Here is a 17,473-nt window from a genome sequence, read left to right on the forward strand (position 1 = left end):
AACTGAGTGGAATACTTTGGCTTCATGATTTATCCCCATTATGTCGTTTTACAGTCCAACATTATGGGTTCAGTTCATCGGCACCGGTCCGTTAAGGCAGACGATTGAAGTGAAGGTACCGCGAAGCGGCGCGAGGACCGCCAGCCCCGATGCGGCTCCAGACTGCGTTATCGCGCGGTTTAACCCCAATTCTTCTTCTTACTGGTCTTACCCACGCCGGGATTGCAACTGTTGGTGGGATCCAACTGCTTCCAGTGCGCGACATGTTCGCAGGAAGCTTGATACAGATGCCCCACGTTATGCTCGGCAGGGTACTTAGCACCGCGCTGCGCCAGATAGACTTTCACCGCTTCCTTGAATGCCTTCGCATCAACGCCTTCCTTCAACACGTAATCCTGATGGTTCACATAACAGAAGAAATGTCCGCAACAGGAGTCGACCTGAACCTGCGCCGCCAGATTCGCGGGCAGCGTTAAGCGCCATGCGTCATCATTGCGGCGCAGCGCCACATCAAAGGCCACCAGCCGCTCATTCGGGTTATAACCCAGTGCATCACAGTACGAAATGGTGCAACCGCCCACGCCAAAACGCACTAAAAAGGCATCGGCCGCTTCGCGTGCATCACAGTGGAAAAAGTCGCCCTTTTGCTCGGCAAAAAATTGCTGCAATAACCCCTGTAGCTCCGTGGTCTGCTGTGCATCCACTTTGATCATCAAATGGTGCTCATACTCGTCGCGGTACTTCATGATACGCGAGGCGACAAAACTGGGTGTCAGTTGGTTAAAACATTGCAATGCACGATCAACAAAATTGCGCGGTAAAAACGGCACATGACCAACGCGTACATCCCATTTCGCTTTGTTGGTCATCATTTTGGGGATCGCCTGCGGGCCGAGTTTACGAATCGCCAGATACATATGTTTTGCGTAACGCACGGTTAAATCGAAGGCATTGCGATGAATGTATTCAGCCTGCAACGGTAATTCGCTCATCTCGGTAAGCAGGAAACGGCGCAGTGCGACCAGTTCACGCTCATCGTTGGTGCCAATGTAAAAAGTGTCACTGCCGGTACTGGCTTCAAACGTGGGTAAGCGCACGGCAAAAACCACCACTTTTCCTGCGCTGCCTGAACTCTCATGCAGATAGCGCAGGTCGCCATTAAAGCGTGCAGGGGAGTCAGCGCTGAGGTCACGCAAACGATCGGCATAGTCATCGGCCCAGATTTTGCCTTGCCAGTCTGGCTGTTCGCCTGTTTGATACTGCTGCTCGGTCAGATTTTTCAGCATCACTTCCGGTGTGGCACCCAAATCGATTCCCAGATGATTGACCATCTCCAGGCGGCCATCGTCATGGATGCGGGCAAACAGAGACTTTTCGGTAAACGCCGGGCCGCGACGAATCAATGAACCGCCGGAGTTATTACAAATGCCACCAACCACAGAAGCACCAATGCAACTCGAACCGATCACCGAGTGCGGTTCACGTCCTAGCGGTTGCAGCGTTTGTTCCAGTTCGGTCAGGCTGGTGCCAGGGAAAGCGATCACCTGGCGTGCCTGATCGATCACCTGCACACCTTTGAGCTGGCGCGTACTCACAATCACCACGTCGCGATCGTAATCGTTGCCATCAGGGGTCGAACCCCCGGTGACGCCGGTATTGGAGGCCTGCATCAAAATAATGGCGTTCTGAGCCACACAAATCTGCAGTGTTTGCCACAACTGCTGCAAGGTTTGCGGTAGCACTACGGCCAACGCATCACCGCGACCAACACGAAATCCTTTGGTGTACCAGGCTTTATCATCGGCGTGGGTCAATACCTGCTTGTCGCCCACTGCGTCAGCCAACTGACGCAACATCTCCTGCGGGGTGGTCATGTTTTCTCTTCTTCGTCATTTATCTGCCGCGTTATTGGACAACCTGATCAGCATGGCGTCAATCATTCAGCGGCACTATTAAGGAAATAACGCACGGAATCATTATCCCTTTATCCTTCGCGGGAAAAAGCCTGCGTACCGATAAAAATGCGCGGGCAATCACAATTTAGATCGAAAGAGATTAAGGCTGAATGCCGATTAAAAACGCGCACTATTTTACTGCGCAAAATTAATATAACCCGATGATTATTAAGTTAATTTCACTCCTATGGTAAAAATAGCTATGTGATTTAAGTCACAAAAAAAGAGTATTGAACCTCGCTGTCAATCTTGATGGGGATTAAATTCATGCTGAAAGTGTGATCTCCGTTGCAAATAGAAAAGTCGTTCACCGGAAGAATGAATGCCAGACGCGCAGCTTAGGGAGTGATGACAATGAGAATTGGCATGGTGATCAGCGGTGGCGATGTAACCGGGATAAATAACTTTGTGTTTCAAATGTCACGTATGACACAAGCAGACATGGTGTTATTTAATGGTGGTATTCCCGGCTTACTGGAAAATCGGCATCAGGAAATATCTCAGCGCGATCTGGTGGATTATGCCATCACATCTATACCTGTGATGCAATCAGGAAGAACCACGCGAAAATTAATCAGACCTGAATACGAATTGATTGCTAAACATCTTAAATCGCTGCGTATTGATGTATTAATTATGGCCGGTGGCGATGGGTCATTACAATTTCTGCACACGTTAAGCGAATTCGGCGTGAATTGTTTCGGCGTGGGCATGACGATTGATAACGATGTATTCGGCAGTGATTACACCATCGGTTTTTCTACTGCCTGTGAGCAAGTCCTTAAAGAAGTGTCGAAGCTGAGAAATACCGGGCGTGCCTTAACAGGGCGTGTATTTATGGTCGAATTACTCGGCGGCTACTGCGGAGAGTTAACACTACAATCGGCGATCAAGTCTAATGCTGATTTCGCGCTGATTCCGGAATGCCAGATTCCGCCGCAAGAGCTGGCAGAGCGCATCACACAGCGCCTGTCCACGCAGAACAGCGTGGTGATTCTCTGCTCTGAAGGTTACACGCGTGAATATTCACCGGGTTTCCAGGGGGCAATCGATACGCTGATTAAACAAATTGAACCGTTAATAGGGGTGCGAATTCGTAAAACGATTATCGGTTATGGCTTGCGTAGTGGTGATCCCACCTGTGAAGAAATTTATCAGGGCACCATTATGGCCAGTGAAGTCGCGCGTTGTATTCAATCGGGGATGCGCAATAAGGCGGTCATTATTAATGGCAGTAATAGACCGATACCGATAGATCTCATAAGCATGAAAAAACGCCTGGTGGATACCGAAGGGCACCATTATAAACTTGCTAAACAACTGCATATTCTGTGAGGAAATAAGCCATGCTGAAAATACTATGTGTGTGTGGATGTGGTCTGGGTTCAAGTTTCGCAATTGAAATGAGCGCCAAATCCGTATTAAAGAAACTCGAAATTGAAGCTGATATCGATCACACCACGATTTCGGAAGCCAATGCTTTCAAGTCCGACATGATTTTAACGCAGAAAGCCTTTGCGGATGTCCTGAATGCGGATGCCACCCCAGAGCAAATTAAGCGGGTGATTATTCTGAACAGGCTGACCGACAAAGCGGAAATTGAAGAGAAAATCGTGGCATTTATGAAAGAACGTAACTTAAAGGTTGCTAACCATGAATAGTGTGATCAACTTCCTGGTAAAAGACTTATTAGGGCAGGCGTCAATTCTGATCGCCTTTATTGCCCTGATTGGTCTGCTACTGCAGAAAAAATCCGCAGGAAAGGTGATGGAAGGCACCTTTAAAACCCTTCTGGGCTTCTTAATTATGATGGCGGGTATCAATATTATTGTCGGTACTCTGACCTTCCTGAATACCATATTCACACATGGTTTTGGCATGAAGGGCTACATCACCGATGTGGCTGCCATTGCCGGGTTAGCGAGCCGCGAGCTGGGTTCAGAAGTGGCGCTGACGCTGCTGGTCATCTTTATCGTCAACATCATCATCGCGCGTCTGACACCGTTCAAATACATCTTCCTGACCGGACAGGCGCTGTTATGGATGGCGACTATCGGTGCGGTGATTGGCTATAAAGCGGGGCTGACAGGTTTACCTCTGATCCTTACCGGCGGCATATTTGGTGGCGTCATGGCGGTGGTTATGCCGGCTCTGGCACAACCTGTGGTACGTCGCATCACGGATTCGGATGACGTTGCGCTCGGCCACTTCTGCACCATTGGTTATCTGCTGACGGCGGCCGTCGCTAAGGTAGTGGGTAAGGGGTCACGCTCGACCGAAGATCTCAAGCTGCCAGACAACTTCAAATTCCTGCAGGACACCTATCTGTCGATGGCGGTGGTGATGGTGCCGATGTACCTGATCCCTGCGCTCGCGGCGGGCCCGGAATTTATCGGTCAGTACAGCAACGGCATGAACTATCTGATGTATGCCTTTATGCAATCGATTCAGTTTGTCGCTGGTGTGTTCGTGCTGTATAGCGGCGTGCGCTTGCTGCTGAATGAGCTGGTACCTGCATTCCGTGGTATCGCGATGCGACTGGTGCCAGACGCAAAACCCGCACTCGACTGCCCAGTGATGTTCCCTTATGCCCCTAATGCGGTGATCGTCGGCTTCCTGGCCACGACGCTGGGTTCGGTAGTCGGCATGTTGGTGTTTCCGATGTTTGGCCTGGCGATGATCCTGCCAGGACTGCTGACCAACTTTTTTGCTGGTGGCACCGCAGGGGTATTTGGTAATGCGCTGGGCGGACGTCGCGGTGCGATGATCGGGGGCTTTGTCCATGGCCTGTTCATCACCTTCTTGCCTGCCATTCTGGTGCCGATGCTCGAAAGCTACGGTTTTACCGGCGTGACCTTCAGTGATTCCGACGTCATCAGTACTGGCCTGGTCTTGGGCCACGCGTTCCAGGGCAACTGGATGTTCGTCGCATTGTTTATTCTCTTTATTACGCTTATCGCCTGGTTTGTTAACGGAAAATCCACTAAATCCCATGAGGAAAAACTCCATGAAACTTTATAACTTTACCGATCTGTTACAGGTGGCTAAACAACGTGAATTTAAAGCGCTCGGCTCTTTTAATTTACACTGTCTGGAAATGTTACCGGCTTTCTTTACTGCGGCAGAAAAAACCAATAGTCCATTGATGATTCAGATTTCCACCGGTACGGCGAAATATTTAGGACATAAATTAATTGTCGATGCGATTCGCTCATTATCAGAAAGTCGTAATGTACCGGCCTGTTTGCATCTCGATCACTGTTCAGATTTAAATGCGATCCAAACGGCGATTGATGCCGGTTTCAGCTCAGTTATGTATGACGGCTCGCATTTACCGATTGAAGAAAATATTGCCAACACACGTCGCGTTATTGATATGGCGCGCCCCGTGCATGTCTCGGTTGAAGCGGAACTGGGGGCGATTGGCGGATCTGAAGACGGAAAAGAAGTGGAGATGAATGCGGCGTCATTTACCACCGTGGATGATGCCAAACGCTTTGTTGATGAAACCGGTGTGGATATGCTGGCCATCTCAATCGGGACAGTACACGGTTTGTATACCGGCAAAGCGCATATCCAGCATCAACGTCTGGCTGACATTACCGATGCCACCAAAACGCCTCTGGTGCTGCATGGTGGTACCGGTGTCAGTGATGAAGACATGCGTCTGGCTGTGCGCAGTGGGATTGAGAAAGTGAACGTGGGCACAGAAATGAATGTGCAATGGGTGGCAAACTGCAAACAGACGTTTGAAAAAGGCAAAGTGAATGACAGCGTGCGTAATTTCCTTGTGCCCGCTAACGATGCCGTCACGAATGTGCTGGTAGAGAAAATTTCACTGTTCCGCTAATCACGACTCTCTCATGACGTAATAACCTGAGGTGCCCTGGCGCCATTCGGGGCAGGAGACGCTATGTTTGGATTCTTGAAAAAAGGTTCTGATAATAAGAGCCAGGATTCACAAGAAATAGATCTTCAGGCAGAAACGATCAGCGGTAAAATAAGCGAGCTGGAGCAACAGCTCGCTATTAACCCGCAGGCGGTCGATACGCAAAAACAATTAATGCTGGAATACAATCGCGCATTAAGTATCTTTGCCAAAAGCCGCCGCTTTCGTCAGGAAATTGATCCGCTGTTCATTAAAATTGATGAGCTGCGCAATACCATCCGCAAATCGATTTAAGGAGGCAGTATGAGTATTAAGCGACTGCTGCAAGAAGCGAATGCGATTCAGGTAGGGATCACCGCTAAGGACTGGCGTGAGGTGATCGCCCTGGCGGCACAACCGCTGGTCAACGGTGGTTACGTGAAAGATTCTTACCCACAGGCGGTGATCGCCAATACCCTGACCCACGGGGCGTATTACGTGTTTGAAGAAGGGATTGCCATTCCGCACGCGCGCCCGGAAACCGGGGTGCTGAAAGATTGTTTCAGCATGATCGTGCTGGATGAGCCGATTTCCTTTGAGGGCAGCGACAAAGCCGACATCGTGATCATGTTTGGTGCGCGCGACAGCAACGCTCACATTGAAGAGGGCATTCGCGCCATTGTGTCACTGTTAGAGGATGAAGAAACGCTGGTGCGTCTGCGCAAGGCCAGCAGCGTCGCGGAGGTGATAGAAATCCTATGACTTCCTCCACTGAAGAGAAATGCGTGGTGCTGGTCAACGGTATTCCGGCATCGGGCAAAAGCACCCTGACGCGTGCACTGGCAGAGCAGTTTGGCTTCCCGGTGCTGACGTTGGATAGCCTGAAAGAGCCGTTTATGGCCAGTTTTGCGCCGGTTGACCGTTTGCGTAATCGCCAGCTGGGCTGTGCAGCCTATCAGGCGATATGGAAAGTGGTTGGGCAGGCACCGACGCGTTGTGTCTACCTGATTGATGCCTGGTTTGGCTTCCAGCCGAAAGAGGTGTTGCAGCAGGGATTGCAGCAGGCGGGCGTCACGCGCGTGCTGGAGATGTGGCTGGCGATCACGCCGGATGAAGCGGTGGCGCGCTATCAGTCTCGGCTGGCGCAGCGCATGCCGGGCCATCCCGGTGCGGAGTATCTACCCGAGTTGCGTAAGCTGGCGGAAACCGCACAGCCGATGGCGCTCGGGCCCGTACTGCAACTTGATGCCAGCGATCCGGATACCGCCGCCGCGTGTGCCTGGCTGCAACGCCAACTGTGTTTACCGGTCAGTGCTCAACCCGCACTGTCGGCGTCAGGGTGAAAGAACGCCGCCAGCAGCGCACTGAACTGTTGATCGTGCTGACGATCTTCAGCCAGCTGGCGGCAAATTTCCCCCAAAGCCTGATACAAGCGATCGGTGGCAAGTTCGCCCTGATTGAGCGTCGCAATCTCATCCATCTCCGCCGCCCAACGCCAGGCTTTTGGCAACATATCTGGGGTGGCTTTGGTCATCCTCTGCAACAACGCCTGTTGGCTATCCTGCATCTCTTCACGCAACGCATCGGCAGCGCCCACTCTGCTGGCATTAATCAGCATCGCCGAGGTGAGTAACGTGATGCCTTTATTGATCCCCGCGTAGGCCATTTTCAGCGCTGATGCCGCGCCGTTTTCGGCACTCATTACCCGAACACGCAGGCCGACTTCGCTTAACAGCGCCAGTTTTGCCGCATGGGGACCAGCAAACCAGAAACGCGGCCCCTGTGGATTCTGTGTGCCAGGCGGTAAACCAATGATGGCAGCATCGGCAAAGGGGGTGCCGGTGGTCTCGATGACGTGCGCGACCTGCTTAAGTGTTTCTGGGCTGATGGCGTTGCAATCTACATACAGCGGTTTGCGCACGGCGGATTGCAGCAACGGCGCCATCTGCTGCGCCCAACTCAGCGCGGATTCAGGTGGCAGGATCGACAGGATGATATCGGCTTCACATAACGCTTCGATACTGGCGTCAGCGATGTGCGCATCATGCGCGCGCTGTTGCGAAATCGCAGAGCGCTGGCTCAGTGGGGTAATCACGCGCGCACCGTGCTGCGCCAGCACGCCGCCTACGGCGGCTCCCATGGCACCCGGTGCGGCAATCGCGATGGTTATCATAACGGCATCTCCTCAAGCGGTGAGATGTCAGTATGGAACGCCCGGCTGAGAGTGCGTGGAGGAAAGTGCAAGCAAATACAACCGTTTTACGCTTGCGTGAACACGCGCGTGCTGAGGAAGTCAATCAACGCGCGCACTTTGGGGGAAGGGTGTTTACTGGCTGGCCACAACAAATGGAACACATTACGGTGGCAGGCATAGTCACTGAGCACTTCACAGAGCGTGCCTTGCGCCAGGGCATCACGCACCGAGAAATCGGGGAGCATGGCAATGCCTAATCCGCGCATCGCAAAGCAGACCCGCGTCTCAATGTTGTTACACACCATGGTGGTGGGCAATACCAACTCATTCTCATCTTCGTAACCGCGCAGCACCCAGCGCTCAAGCTTCCCTGTGGTGTTAAATCGGTAGTGCAGACAGGCGTGCTGTTGGAGTGCTTCTGGTGTCTGAGGTGTACCGTGGCGCGCCAGATAGTCGGGAGAGGCAACGGCAATCGAGTAGGCGTATCCGAGTTTACGTGCGGTAAGGCGAGAATCACCAGGCGGGCCGCCGCGCATCACGGCGTCATAGCCTTCAGCAATCACGTCGACCACGCGGTCGCTAAAATCGAGGTCAAGCTGAATATCAGGATAGGCCGCCATAAAGTCACCCAGTGCAGGCAGAATAAGCGAGCTGACAATCGGCAGGCTCAGTTTCAACCGCCCGGTAGGACGCTGTGCCGCCTGCGACAGTTCGCTTTCGGCAGCTTCGATCTCCGCCAAAATGCGCCGACTGCGTTCCAGAAATAGCTCACCCTCTGCGGTCAATGTGATACTGCGCGTGCTGCGATGAAATAAGCTCACATCCAGTTTATCTTCCAGTCGGGCAATACTTTTGCCCACCGCTGATGCGGAGATGCCGAGTTGACGCCCAGCGGCAACAAAACTCCGGGTTTCGGCGACCTGCACAAACACCATAAAGCCATTGAGACTGTCCATAGCGCCTCACAATTGCGGACATAAATGTCCTGTTAGTCCTGAAATGTACCCTGGTTTATCCGCAATGGTGAAATGACTAATTTAGGAGGTCATTATTCAGGAGCGATAAAAAATGCAGAAATTGATTGAGCAGTTAATGGAACAGGCGCAGAGGGCGGTGGCGTCTACCAACGCGCTAGACGAAAGGATGTCCGGGCAGTTTGTCAATGACCTGCGTGATGCGGTTTATCAGGGTTTACGGGAGGTACGATGAGCACGCGTTTACCCTTCATCCCTTTATTCACGTTGAGCATGGCGGCATTCGTGACTATTGTCACCGAAGCGCTGCCTGCTGGTCTGCTCGCGCCGATGGCACAGGATTTACAGGTTTCAGTGGCGGTTGCCGGGCAAAGCGTCTCGGTGTATGCGGTGGGCTCTTTCGTTGCGGCTATTCCGCTTATGTCCCTGTTACAGGGGATGCCGCGACGGCGCTTGCTGCTGTGTGCGCTGGCAGGATTTACTCTGGCGAACGGCGCTACCGCGCTGATTGGCAATTATCCGCTGATGCTGGTGGCACGGGCCATCGCCGGTATTGCTGCGGGTTTGCTGTGGGCGCTACTGGCAGGTTATGCCGCTGCTATGGCCCCTGCGCAGCATAAGGGCAAAGCGATCGCTATCGCGATGGCGGGTACGCCGTTGGCGCTGGCGATTGGTGTACCTTTGGGAACGTTCATTGGCAACCTGATCGGCTGGCGTTTGTGTTTTGCCGCACTAAGTGGCTTATCGCTGTTATTGATGCTGATATTGCGACTGACGGCCCCTGAGCAGCCGGGACAATCAGCCCGGCAGCGGTTGCCATTGCGTGATGTACTGAAATTGCCTGGCGTAGGCAGCGTCTTAGTCTTGGTGCTCTGCTTCGTGCTGGCGCACAACGTCCTCTACACCTATATCGTGCCACTGTTACAGCCTGCCGGGCTGGCTGAGCGAGCCGATGCGGTACTGCTGTTGTTTGGCATCAGCGCCTTGGTCAGCATTTTCATCACCGGATTGTGGGTGGACCGCTATTTACAGGCAATGCTGAGCATCTGCGTTGCACTGTTTATCGCCGCTGCGGCGCTGCTGCAACTGTTACCCACCTATGGATGGGCAGTCTGGCTGGCGGTGATCATCTGGGGACTGGCATTTGGTGGGGCTGCCACTCTGTTTCAAACGGCGATGGTGGTGCGCGCCGGGCAGGCCGTCGATGTCGCGCAATCGATGCTGGTCACCGTTTGGAATCTGGCGATTGCCGCAGGTGGCATGCTGGGCGGCGTATTGTTGGATGGGCCAGGGGTGGCAAGCTTTGCCCCAGTCTGTTTAGGGCTGTTAGCGGTGGCGCTGTGGATTGTCTGGCGGGCGAGACAGCACCCTGTAAGGAAGGGTCTTACTTCCCAGCCGTGATAATAACCGCATGATTCGACAAGGCATCTTGCGCAGCGTAAGCCAGGCTTGAGCCTGTTCAACAGGTTAATCGGCACCCATCCAGGAGAGCATTATGAAAATCGATTTGCACGGCAAAACGGCCTTGGTTACCGCATCCACCGGCGGCATTGGTTTTGCGATTGCGCAAGGGCTGGCAGAGAGTGGCGCAGAGGTGGTGCTAAATGGTCGCAGCGAAGCGTCGGTGAGCCGCGCGCGTGAGAAGCTAAATGGATTAGTGGTGGGCGCCAAAATTCATACGTTTATTGCCGATCTCGGCAGTGCGCAGGGGGTGAAGCAGTTACTTCATGGCTTGCCGCCGATCGATATTCTGGTCAATAACGCGGGCATTTACGGTCCGCAAGATTTCTACGCCACTGATGATGAAACCTGGGAAGCCTACTGGCAAACCAACGTGATGTCCGGTGTGCGCTTGTCGCGTGCGCTGTTACCCGACATGGTGAAGCGCGGCTGGGGCCGCGTGGTGTTTATCTCTTCGGAATCGGCGCGCAACATTCCTGCTGATATGGTGCATTACGGGGTGACCAAAACGGCGCAGTTGTCGCTGGCACGTGGCTTGGCCAAAGTTGCGGCGGGCAGCGGCGTGACGGTGAACAGTGTGTTGCCCGGTCCGACAATTTCCGATGGCTTTGCCGCGATGATGGAAGAGGAGGTTAAGCGCACCGGTAAGTCATTAGAGGTGCTGGCAAAAGAGTTTGTGATGGCGCAACGACCCAGTTCCGTCATCCAGCGTGCCGCCACGGTGGAAGAGGTGGCCAATATGGTGGTGTATGTCTGCTCTCAACAAGCCTCTGCCACTTCTGGCGCGGCACTGCGCGTCGATGGTGGTGTGGTGGATGACATCGTTTAAACACTAATAAGCAGAAGATTACCGTAGCGGCCATTTTACACGTCAGGGTTTTGTAGGGTGCGGCCTTTAGGCCGCCCGTTGTCGCAATCGGGCACGCCCCTACGACACAGGTACCCAAAGCATCAACATGGAAAATAAGACAAAAGTTTACACAGCAACGCTTGGTGTTTCTGCTCCCTATGCATAAAATGCCCGCACTTTTCTTTGGGGCGATGGCATGACCAAATCGGTACAACGCGCAAAATGGATTCTGGCACTGCTTTGTCTGGTGCTGGCGTTTTGTCTCGCCCAGCGTAGCTTCAATTTGCCCTCCGCCCCTCAGACCGCGATCAGTGCCTCGTCCATCAATCATGTTGAGGATGTGGGTGGCGACAAACTCTGTTCGATCAGTGCTAAATCACTCCACGCCGCGACACCCATGCTGGACAGCACCATGCCGTTCCTGCTGATGGTGATGGCCTTACTCGTCACGCTGTTCCCGTCCCAAACGGCGACAGGCTATCAGCGTGAAACCCATTTCCCCCCCATTCAACGACGGCATCTCACCTTCTGCGTCTTCCGGGAATAACGCTACGCGTTCGATCGCGTAACCCTGTTATTGACTGGAGAAACATTGATGAAGATTTTTATCAGGAGTTTGATGCTCCTGCTGATGTGCTGCGCAAGCCTGGTGCAAGCCGCCGATACGGGTTGGCTGCGTAATGCGCAAAACAGCCACGCTGAAGTGCGACTGCGCAGCGCCGATTTGGGTGAGGAACAACAGTTATTACTGGATATTCGCCTGCAACCGGGTTGGAAAACCTATTGGCGCACGCCTGGCGAAGGCGGCGTCGCCCCGGAAATTCGCTGGCAAATGCCCGACGTTAACGCGCAGTGGCACTGGCCAACGCCGGCACGTTTTGACGTCAGCGGGCTCACCACGCAAGGCTACAAAGGCGATATCACGCTCCCCATTGAGATGAGTCACGTGCCGGGCGAGAAACTGGCAGGCACGCTCACGCTCTCCACCTGTAGCGATGTCTGTATTCTGACCGATTTCCCGTTCAGCCTTGATCTCACGCAACCGGCTGATGGCGATTTTGCGCGTGATTATGCCCAGGCGATGGGGCAGATCCCCGCGGAAAGCGGCCTGACCGATCAACTGGACGCCAGCTATATCAATGGCGAGTTGCAGATTCGTGCACAGCGTCACGAGGGCTGGACGCAACCGGCGCTGTTCTTCGACTATCCGCAAGGCAGCATGCTGGCTGCGCCGAAAATCAGGGTTCAGGGCGATACGCTGACGGCACGTGTTGTGGTCACGGATGAATGGGGTGAAACGGCACCCGATCTGCAGGGTAAAACCCTTTCATTGGTGCTGGCGGATGGCGGGATTGCCCAGCAGAGTGCATTAACTATTGGGTCACAGCCACTGGCGACAGATAGCGGATCGCAAACGCTGTGGTCAGTGCTGTTACTGGCGCTGTTAGGTGGTTTGATCCTCAATCTGATGCCCTGCGTGCTGCCGGTACTGGCGATAAAACTCAGTAGCCTGGTCCAGCAACAGGGGCAAACACGCCGTCAGACGCGACAGCAGTTTCTCGCCTCAAGCGCAGGCATCCTGTTCTCTTTCCTGCTGTTAGCCGCATTAATGACCGGCTTGCGAATGAGCGGCCAGGCACTGGGTTGGGGCATCCAGTTCCAGAGTAGCGGTTTCCTGTTGGCGATGGTGTTGGTGATGTTCCTGTTCACCGCTAGCCTGTTTGATCTGCTGCATTTTCGCTTACCGTCAACCCTTAACACCCGGCTGGCCACGCAGGGCGGTGAGGGGCTGCTCGGACACTTTGGGCAAGGAGCATTTGCCACTTTGTTGGCGACGCCTTGCAGTGCACCTTTCCTCGGCACCGCCGTAGCCTATGCCTTGACCGCGCCGCTGCCTCAACTGTGGCTGTTATTTGCCGCATTGGGTGTGGGCATGAGCCTGCCTTGGCTGCTGGTGGCGGCATTGCCGGGACTGGCGCGATGCCTGCCTCGCCCTGGGCGCTGGATGGTGCACCTGCGCACTATTCTCGGTCTGTTTATGCTGCTCGCAACGTTCTGGCTGGTCACGCTATTGATCCCTCACTGGGGAGAGACGTACGCGCTGGTGCTGGGCGGAGTGCTGTTGGTCGCACTTTGCGCTTGGTTGGTTCAGCGTCGCGCACTTCAACAAGCGGGAGTGGTGTTTATCACACTGACGCTGGCAGGCGCGATCTTTCTAATGACGCGCATCGCACCTGAAGAGGAAACACTCTACTGGCAGCCGCTCACCGAAGCCGCTATCAATCAGGCGCTGGAGCAGGATAAGCGGGTATTTGTGGATGTGACCGCCGACTGGTGTATCACCTGCAAAGTGAATAAATCCCGCGTACTAAATCAACCTGACGTGCGCGCCGCGCTGAAGGCCGATGATGTGGTGCTGCTGCGCGGCGACTGGACGCAGCCCGACCCCGCCATCGGCGAGTTCCTGCGCCGCCGTGACCGCGTCGCCATCCCATTTAACCAAATTTATGGTCCGGCACTGCCGAATGGCCAAATTTTGTCACCGTTGCTGAGTCGTGAAGCGGTGATCTCAACACTCTCTGAGGCAAAAAAATGATCAACAAATCCCTGTTACTGACATTGATGTTCCTTTCTCTTCCCGCACTGGCGGCGGCTCCTTTTACCCCTGAGCAGGAGGCGCGCATCAAAGAACTGATCCGTGAAACCCTGGTGCAGAACCCGGCAATTCTGGCAGAAGCGGCCGATGCGTTCGATAAAGAGGCCTCTCGCCAGCAGCAAAACGTTGTCGCGCAGGTGGTGGCGAAGAACCACGATGCTTTATTTAATGATGCCGGTTCACCGCGTATTGGGGCGGAAAAACCGGCGCTGACGCTGGTTTACTTCACCGACTACAACTGTGTGTTCTGCAAAAAGTTCGATGCGGATATCGAGAAGCTGCTGAAAAGCTATCCACAAGTGGCGGTAGTATTGAAACCGCTCCCTTATCGCGCTGAGACATCATTGACCTCGGCCCGTCTGGCCCTGACCGTGTGGGAGCAGCAGCCGAAAAACTTCCCCAAACTGCACGAACGTTTGATGGCGAAAAAAGGCAACCATGACGAAGCGAGCATCGCGGCTGCGCTGGATAAAACCGGCATTAAGCTTAAGGAACCCAGCAAAGCCAGCCTGGACACCATCAACCTGAACCTGACATTGGCCCAGCAATTGGGCGTGCAGGGCACGCCTGCCACGCTGGTAGGTAATGAGCTGATAAGCGGTGCGGTGCCTTACGCGCAGCTGGAAGCGGCAGTGAAGGGCGCATTGCAGGCGAAACCATGAGGCGACTGAAACGCTGGCTGCGGGAAGCGCTCTGGTTGGTGTTGATTGCCGGTGCGGTGATTTGGGGCATGGATTGGTTGCGTGCCCCTCAGCTGCCCGCCGATTTGGCCCATCAGCCACTGACTGCACTTCAGGGTGAGGTCGATTTGGCCGCACTGAGTCAGGATCGCCCGGTGCTGGTGTATGTCTGGGCGACCTGGTGTGGCGTGTGCAAACTCACTACGCCAACGGTGGCCGCGATGAGCCAGCAGGGCACGCAGGTAGTAAGTGTGGCGTTGCGTTCCGGGGATGACCAGCGCATCGCCACCTGGCTGGAGAAGAAGGGAGTTCAAGGCATCGCGGTAAACGATGAAAATGGCGCGATCAGTCAACGCTGGGATATCAATGTCACGCCAACCTTCATTGTGCTTCAGCAGGGGAAAGTGGTGAGCACCACCACCGGCTGGAGCAGCGGCTGGGGGCTGAAACTCCGTTTGTGGTGGGCGGGACAATTCAGCTAACTCTCTGATTTAAAACCGGTCGCCATGAATGGCACCCTACAAAATTTTCGGGTTCTTTAGGGCGCGCATTAATGCGCGCCAGGTTTCACTTCGCTCAGATAACATCATTAAAATGTGATGCCTCTCACACCACAAACGGCATTTCAGGGCTGCATTTTTGCTCGCTTTGATTAAAATGAAACGGTGTTTCAATTTAATCTGAGGATGGATCATGAAAATCGCTTTGATGATGGAAAATAGCCAGGCCGCCAAGAACGCAACCGTATGGAATGAACTGCAAACTGTCGCGCAACCGCTCGGCCATCAGGTGTTTAACGTCGGCATGAGCGACGAGCAAGATCATCATCTGACTTACATTCACCTCGGTATCATGGCTGGACTATTACTGAACAGCAAAGCCGTGGACTTCGTGGTGGCAGGTTGCGGCACGGGCCAAGGGGCACTGGTGTCGCTCAACCTGCATCCCGGTGTGGTGTGTGGCTACTGTATCGATCCCGCTGATGCCTATTTGTTTGCCCAGATTAACAACGGCAATGCGCTCTCTCTGCCGTTCGCCAAAGGTTTTGGCTGGGGTGCAGAGTTGAACCTGCGCTTTATCTTTGAGAAAGCCTTCACCGGTGAAAAAGGTCTGGGTTATCCGCCGGAGCGCAAAGAGCCGCAGGTGCGTAATGCGGGTATTCTTAATCAAGTTAAAGCCACGCTGTTGAAAGAGGATTACCTGGATTCACTGCGCGCGCTGGACCCTGAACTGGTGAAAGCGGCTGTAACCGGCTCACGCTTCCAGCAGTGCCTGTTCGAACACGGGCAGAATCAGGAAATCGTGCGCTTCGTGCGAGAGCTTATCTAAACACTTCACTTCTATCCTTGTAGCGTCGCAATTCACCGCGCGAACCTCGAGCATTGGTATTGCTGACGGGTGCGCGCGTTGAATCGCGCCGCTACACCCATTTTTAACCTGCCTGTAACTGCACACGATTAGCCATCAATACCTCCCATCCCCTGTTTCCAATAATTTGCCGCCCTTAATAAATGCAATCCCACAGCGACAGAAATCGTGAATGGATGTAAAAAAATGTGTCTCAGGGGCTTTTCATTTTGTGTCTGCCAGGTAATAGTGACGCCGCGAAATTTTAATAATAATCATTATCATTTGTACGGGTAGGCAAAATGAAAAAATGGCTGTTAGCACTGGGGTTACTGGCGGTAACGAGTTCCGCTTCGGCAAAAGTCATCACTGACATTGCAGGGCGTCAGGTGGAAGTCAAAGAGGAGTCAAAGCGCATCATTCTGGGCGAAGGGCGTCAGATGTATCTGCTGGCCGCATTCGATACCGCAGCGCCTTTCCAGCGCGTAGTCGGCTGGCGCGATGACTTCCCAAAAGCCGATTATGACGGATATATGGCGTATGAGAAAAAGTACCCAGAGATTAAAAAGCTGCCGACCTTTGGCGGGGCAAAAGACGGCACTTTTAACGTTGAGCAAGCGCTGACGTTGAAACCTGATTTGGTGCTGATGAATTTAGAGTCCAAAGCCGCGACCGACGAAGGCAAGCTGATTGAAAAGTTGCAAGCAGTCGGTGTGCCGGTGGTGTTTATCGACTTCCGCGAGAAGCCGATGGAGCACGCAGAGAAAAGCATCCGCATCATGGGTGAACTGGTCAACAACCCAAAGCGTGCTGAAGACATTATCGCCTTTCGTCGTGCAGAAATCGCAAAAGTCACCGATCGTCTGAAAAACTTCTCGGGGACACGTCCGAAAGTGATGATTGACCGTGCTGGCGGATACACCGACGAATGCTGTATGTCGTTTGGTAATGAAAACTTTGGGCAGATGGTCGAGATAGCGGGCGGAAGTAATATCGCGAAAGACCTGATTCCGGGCACCTTTGGCACCTTGAACCCAGAGCAAATTATTGCCAGTCGTCCAGATGTGGTGGTGGTGACCGGTGCTAACTGGAAAAATTACAACACGGTCGGTAAATGGGTGGGCGTCGGTCCAGGCGCAGATACGCAAGAGGCCACGGCACGTCTGAAATTGCTGATGATGCGCGATGCCTTCAAAACGTTGCCGGTGGCACATAACGGTCATGCGCACGCCATCTGGCACCAGTTCTATGACAGCCCGTATCAGTTTGTCGCGATTCAGGCGTTAGCGAAGTGGCTGCATCCGGATCTGTTTAAAGATCTCGATCCTGATGCCACTTTCCGTGCGTTCCATGAGAAGTTTCTGCCACTGCCTTATCAGCCAGGCTACTGGGTGACGTTGCCAGCGGATAAGTCGTAACCTTTAGACATTTTGCGTTATTAATGCGCACAACTCTTCATCTTTACTAATATTTTACAGGTGCTTGGCT

The 17,473-nt window shown here is 53.6% G+C and carries 19 protein-coding genes; 16 read left to right on the forward strand and 3 right to left on the reverse strand.

The features are described 5' to 3' along the window. Positions 1 to 179: 179 nt before the first annotated feature. Positions 180 to 1,874: a D-lactate dehydrogenase gene (gene dld, locus QMZ30_RS15670; protein WP_283228076.1), complete on the reverse strand. Its 1,695-nt coding sequence runs from the start codon at positions 1,872 to 1,874 to the stop codon at positions 180 to 182. A 435-nt stretch (positions 1,875 to 2,309) separates the two neighbouring features. Between dld and QMZ30_RS15675 the strand changes: the two genes are divergently transcribed. From QMZ30_RS15675 to QMZ30_RS15705, 7 genes are all read left to right on the forward strand, one after another. Beyond that, complete coding sequence (locus QMZ30_RS15675; protein WP_058969955.1) at positions 2,310 to 3,290, forward strand: 6-phosphofructokinase; 981 nt, start codon at positions 2,310 to 2,312, stop codon at positions 3,288 to 3,290. 11 nt (positions 3,291 to 3,301) lie between these two features. Then, complete coding sequence (locus tag QMZ30_RS15680; protein ID WP_039329129.1) at positions 3,302 to 3,616, forward strand: PTS sugar transporter subunit IIB; 315 nt, start codon at positions 3,302 to 3,304, stop codon at positions 3,614 to 3,616. Next, positions 3,609 to 4,976 (forward strand): PTS sugar transporter subunit IIC, encoded by a 1,368-nt coding sequence (locus QMZ30_RS15685; protein WP_283228077.1) that lies wholly within the window; start codon positions 3,609 to 3,611, stop codon positions 4,974 to 4,976. The genes QMZ30_RS15680 and QMZ30_RS15685 overlap by 8 nt, the downstream gene beginning before the upstream one ends. After that, entirely contained in the window at positions 4,963 to 5,805 is an 843-nt protein-coding gene (locus tag QMZ30_RS15690; RefSeq protein WP_039329126.1) for a class II fructose-bisphosphate aldolase, read from the forward strand. Before QMZ30_RS15685 ends, QMZ30_RS15690 begins: the two co-directional genes overlap by 14 nt. A gap of 63 nt (positions 5,806 to 5,868) precedes the next feature. Next, the gene (locus QMZ30_RS15695) at positions 5,869 to 6,138 is read left to right on the forward strand and encodes a hypothetical protein (protein WP_058969957.1); all 270 of its coding nucleotides are present in this window, start codon (positions 5,869 to 5,871) and stop codon (positions 6,136 to 6,138) included. A gap of 9 nt (positions 6,139 to 6,147) precedes the next feature. Beyond that, positions 6,148 to 6,585 (forward strand): PTS sugar transporter subunit IIA, encoded by a 438-nt coding sequence (locus QMZ30_RS15700; RefSeq protein ID WP_283228078.1) that lies wholly within the window; start codon positions 6,148 to 6,150, stop codon positions 6,583 to 6,585. Next, a complete protein-coding gene (locus tag QMZ30_RS15705) occupies positions 6,582 to 7,166 on the forward strand; it encodes a P-loop nucleotide/nucleoside kinase family protein (RefSeq protein WP_283228079.1) in 585 nt (194 codons plus the stop codon). Before QMZ30_RS15700 ends, QMZ30_RS15705 begins: the two co-directional genes overlap by 4 nt. On the opposite strand, the gene QMZ30_RS15710 is transcribed toward QMZ30_RS15705, so the two are convergent. After that, a complete protein-coding gene (locus QMZ30_RS15710) occupies positions 7,139 to 7,996 on the reverse strand; it encodes an NAD(P)-dependent oxidoreductase (protein WP_283228080.1) in 858 nt (285 codons plus the stop codon). The two genes, QMZ30_RS15705 and QMZ30_RS15710, sit on opposite strands and share 28 nt — an antisense overlap. An 86-nt stretch (positions 7,997 to 8,082) precedes the next feature. Next, the gene (locus QMZ30_RS15715) at positions 8,083 to 8,973 is read right to left on the reverse strand and encodes a LysR family transcriptional regulator (protein ID WP_283228081.1); all 891 of its coding nucleotides are present in this window, start codon (positions 8,971 to 8,973) and stop codon (positions 8,083 to 8,085) included. A gap of 112 nt (positions 8,974 to 9,085) precedes the next feature. Here QMZ30_RS15715 and QMZ30_RS15720 point away from each other — a divergent pair, with 112 nt between their 5' ends. From QMZ30_RS15720 to QMZ30_RS15760, 9 genes are all read left to right on the forward strand, one after another. Continuing rightward, positions 9,086 to 9,226, forward strand: a complete 141-nt coding sequence (locus QMZ30_RS15720) for a hypothetical protein (RefSeq protein ID WP_283228082.1) — start codon at positions 9,086 to 9,088, stop codon at positions 9,224 to 9,226. Then, positions 9,223 to 10,392: an MFS transporter gene (locus tag QMZ30_RS15725; RefSeq protein WP_283228083.1), complete on the forward strand. Its 1,170-nt coding sequence runs from the start codon at positions 9,223 to 9,225 to the stop codon at positions 10,390 to 10,392. The genes QMZ30_RS15720 and QMZ30_RS15725 overlap by 4 nt, the downstream gene beginning before the upstream one ends. Before the next feature lie 94 nt (positions 10,393 to 10,486). Continuing rightward, positions 10,487 to 11,281, forward strand: a complete 795-nt coding sequence (locus tag QMZ30_RS15730; protein ID WP_283228084.1) for an SDR family NAD(P)-dependent oxidoreductase — start codon at positions 10,487 to 10,489, stop codon at positions 11,279 to 11,281. A gap of 217 nt (positions 11,282 to 11,498) precedes the next feature. Next, positions 11,499 to 11,849: a hypothetical protein gene (locus QMZ30_RS15735; RefSeq protein ID WP_039329113.1), complete on the forward strand. Its 351-nt coding sequence runs from the start codon at positions 11,499 to 11,501 to the stop codon at positions 11,847 to 11,849. A gap of 48 nt (positions 11,850 to 11,897) precedes the next feature. Next, entirely contained in the window at positions 11,898 to 13,898 is a 2,001-nt protein-coding gene (locus QMZ30_RS15740) for a protein-disulfide reductase DsbD family protein (protein ID WP_283228085.1), read from the forward strand. Further along, entirely contained in the window at positions 13,895 to 14,620 is a 726-nt protein-coding gene (locus tag QMZ30_RS15745; protein WP_283228086.1) for a DsbA family protein, read from the forward strand. The genes QMZ30_RS15740 and QMZ30_RS15745 overlap by 4 nt, the downstream gene beginning before the upstream one ends. Further along, positions 14,617 to 15,120, forward strand: coding sequence for a protein disulfide oxidoreductase (locus tag QMZ30_RS15750; RefSeq protein WP_283228087.1), 504 nt, complete (start codon positions 14,617 to 14,619; stop codon positions 15,118 to 15,120). Before QMZ30_RS15745 ends, QMZ30_RS15750 begins: the two co-directional genes overlap by 4 nt. A 211-nt stretch (positions 15,121 to 15,331) precedes the next feature. Then, positions 15,332 to 15,967, forward strand: a complete 636-nt coding sequence (locus QMZ30_RS15755) for an RpiB/LacA/LacB family sugar-phosphate isomerase (protein WP_283228088.1) — start codon at positions 15,332 to 15,334, stop codon at positions 15,965 to 15,967. Positions 15,968 to 16,287: 320 nt separating this feature from the next. Further along, positions 16,288 to 17,403, forward strand: coding sequence for an ABC transporter substrate-binding protein (locus tag QMZ30_RS15760; RefSeq protein WP_283228089.1), 1,116 nt, complete (start codon positions 16,288 to 16,290; stop codon positions 17,401 to 17,403). The last annotated feature ends 70 nt before the right edge of the window (positions 17,404 to 17,473 follow it).

The sequence above is a fragment of the Pantoea sp. EA-12 genome (assembly GCF_030053355.1).
Lineage (GTDB): Bacteria > Pseudomonadota > Gammaproteobacteria > Enterobacterales > Enterobacteriaceae > Pantoea > Pantoea vagans_C.

Excerpts from the sequence above, each read along its gene's own strand:
- QMZ30_RS15695 (WP_058969957.1), top strand. The coding sequence starts at position 5,869 with ATGTTTGGATTCTTGAAAAAAGGTTCTGATAATAAGAGCCAGGATTCA.
- QMZ30_RS15730 (WP_283228084.1), top strand. The coding sequence starts at position 10,487 with ATGAAAATCGATTTGCACGGCAAAACGGCCTTGGTTACCGCATCCACC.
- QMZ30_RS15735 (WP_039329113.1), top strand. The coding sequence starts at position 11,499 with ATGACCAAATCGGTACAACGCGCAAAATGGATTCTGGCACTGCTTTGT.
- QMZ30_RS15715 (WP_283228081.1), bottom strand. The coding sequence starts at position 8,973 with ATGGACAGTCTCAATGGCTTTATGGTGTTTGTGCAGGTCGCCGAAACC.
- QMZ30_RS15750 (WP_283228087.1), top strand. The coding sequence starts at position 14,617 with ATGAGGCGACTGAAACGCTGGCTGCGGGAAGCGCTCTGGTTGGTGTTG.
- QMZ30_RS15760 (WP_283228089.1), top strand. The coding sequence starts at position 16,288 with ATGAAAAAATGGCTGTTAGCACTGGGGTTACTGGCGGTAACGAGTTCC.
- QMZ30_RS15705 (WP_283228079.1), top strand. The coding sequence starts at position 6,582 with ATGACTTCCTCCACTGAAGAGAAATGCGTGGTGCTGGTCAACGGTATT.
- QMZ30_RS15690 (WP_039329126.1), top strand. The coding sequence starts at position 4,963 with ATGAAACTTTATAACTTTACCGATCTGTTACAGGTGGCTAAACAACGT.
- QMZ30_RS15740 (WP_283228085.1), top strand. The coding sequence starts at position 11,898 with ATGAAGATTTTTATCAGGAGTTTGATGCTCCTGCTGATGTGCTGCGCA.
- QMZ30_RS15685 (WP_283228077.1), top strand. The coding sequence starts at position 3,609 with ATGAATAGTGTGATCAACTTCCTGGTAAAAGACTTATTAGGGCAGGCG.
- QMZ30_RS15700 (WP_283228078.1), top strand. The coding sequence starts at position 6,148 with ATGAGTATTAAGCGACTGCTGCAAGAAGCGAATGCGATTCAGGTAGGG.
- QMZ30_RS15680 (WP_039329129.1), top strand. The coding sequence starts at position 3,302 with ATGCTGAAAATACTATGTGTGTGTGGATGTGGTCTGGGTTCAAGTTTC.
- QMZ30_RS15710 (WP_283228080.1), bottom strand. The coding sequence starts at position 7,996 with ATGATAACCATCGCGATTGCCGCACCGGGTGCCATGGGAGCCGCCGTA.
- QMZ30_RS15725 (WP_283228083.1), top strand. The coding sequence starts at position 9,223 with ATGAGCACGCGTTTACCCTTCATCCCTTTATTCACGTTGAGCATGGCG.
- QMZ30_RS15755 (WP_283228088.1), top strand. The coding sequence starts at position 15,332 with ATGAAAATCGCTTTGATGATGGAAAATAGCCAGGCCGCCAAGAACGCA.
- QMZ30_RS15720 (WP_283228082.1), top strand. The coding sequence starts at position 9,086 with ATGCAGAAATTGATTGAGCAGTTAATGGAACAGGCGCAGAGGGCGGTG.
- QMZ30_RS15675 (WP_058969955.1), top strand. The coding sequence starts at position 2,310 with ATGAGAATTGGCATGGTGATCAGCGGTGGCGATGTAACCGGGATAAAT.
- QMZ30_RS15745 (WP_283228086.1), top strand. The coding sequence starts at position 13,895 with ATGATCAACAAATCCCTGTTACTGACATTGATGTTCCTTTCTCTTCCC.
- dld (WP_283228076.1), bottom strand. The coding sequence starts at position 1,874 with ATGACCACCCCGCAGGAGATGTTGCGTCAGTTGGCTGACGCAGTGGGC.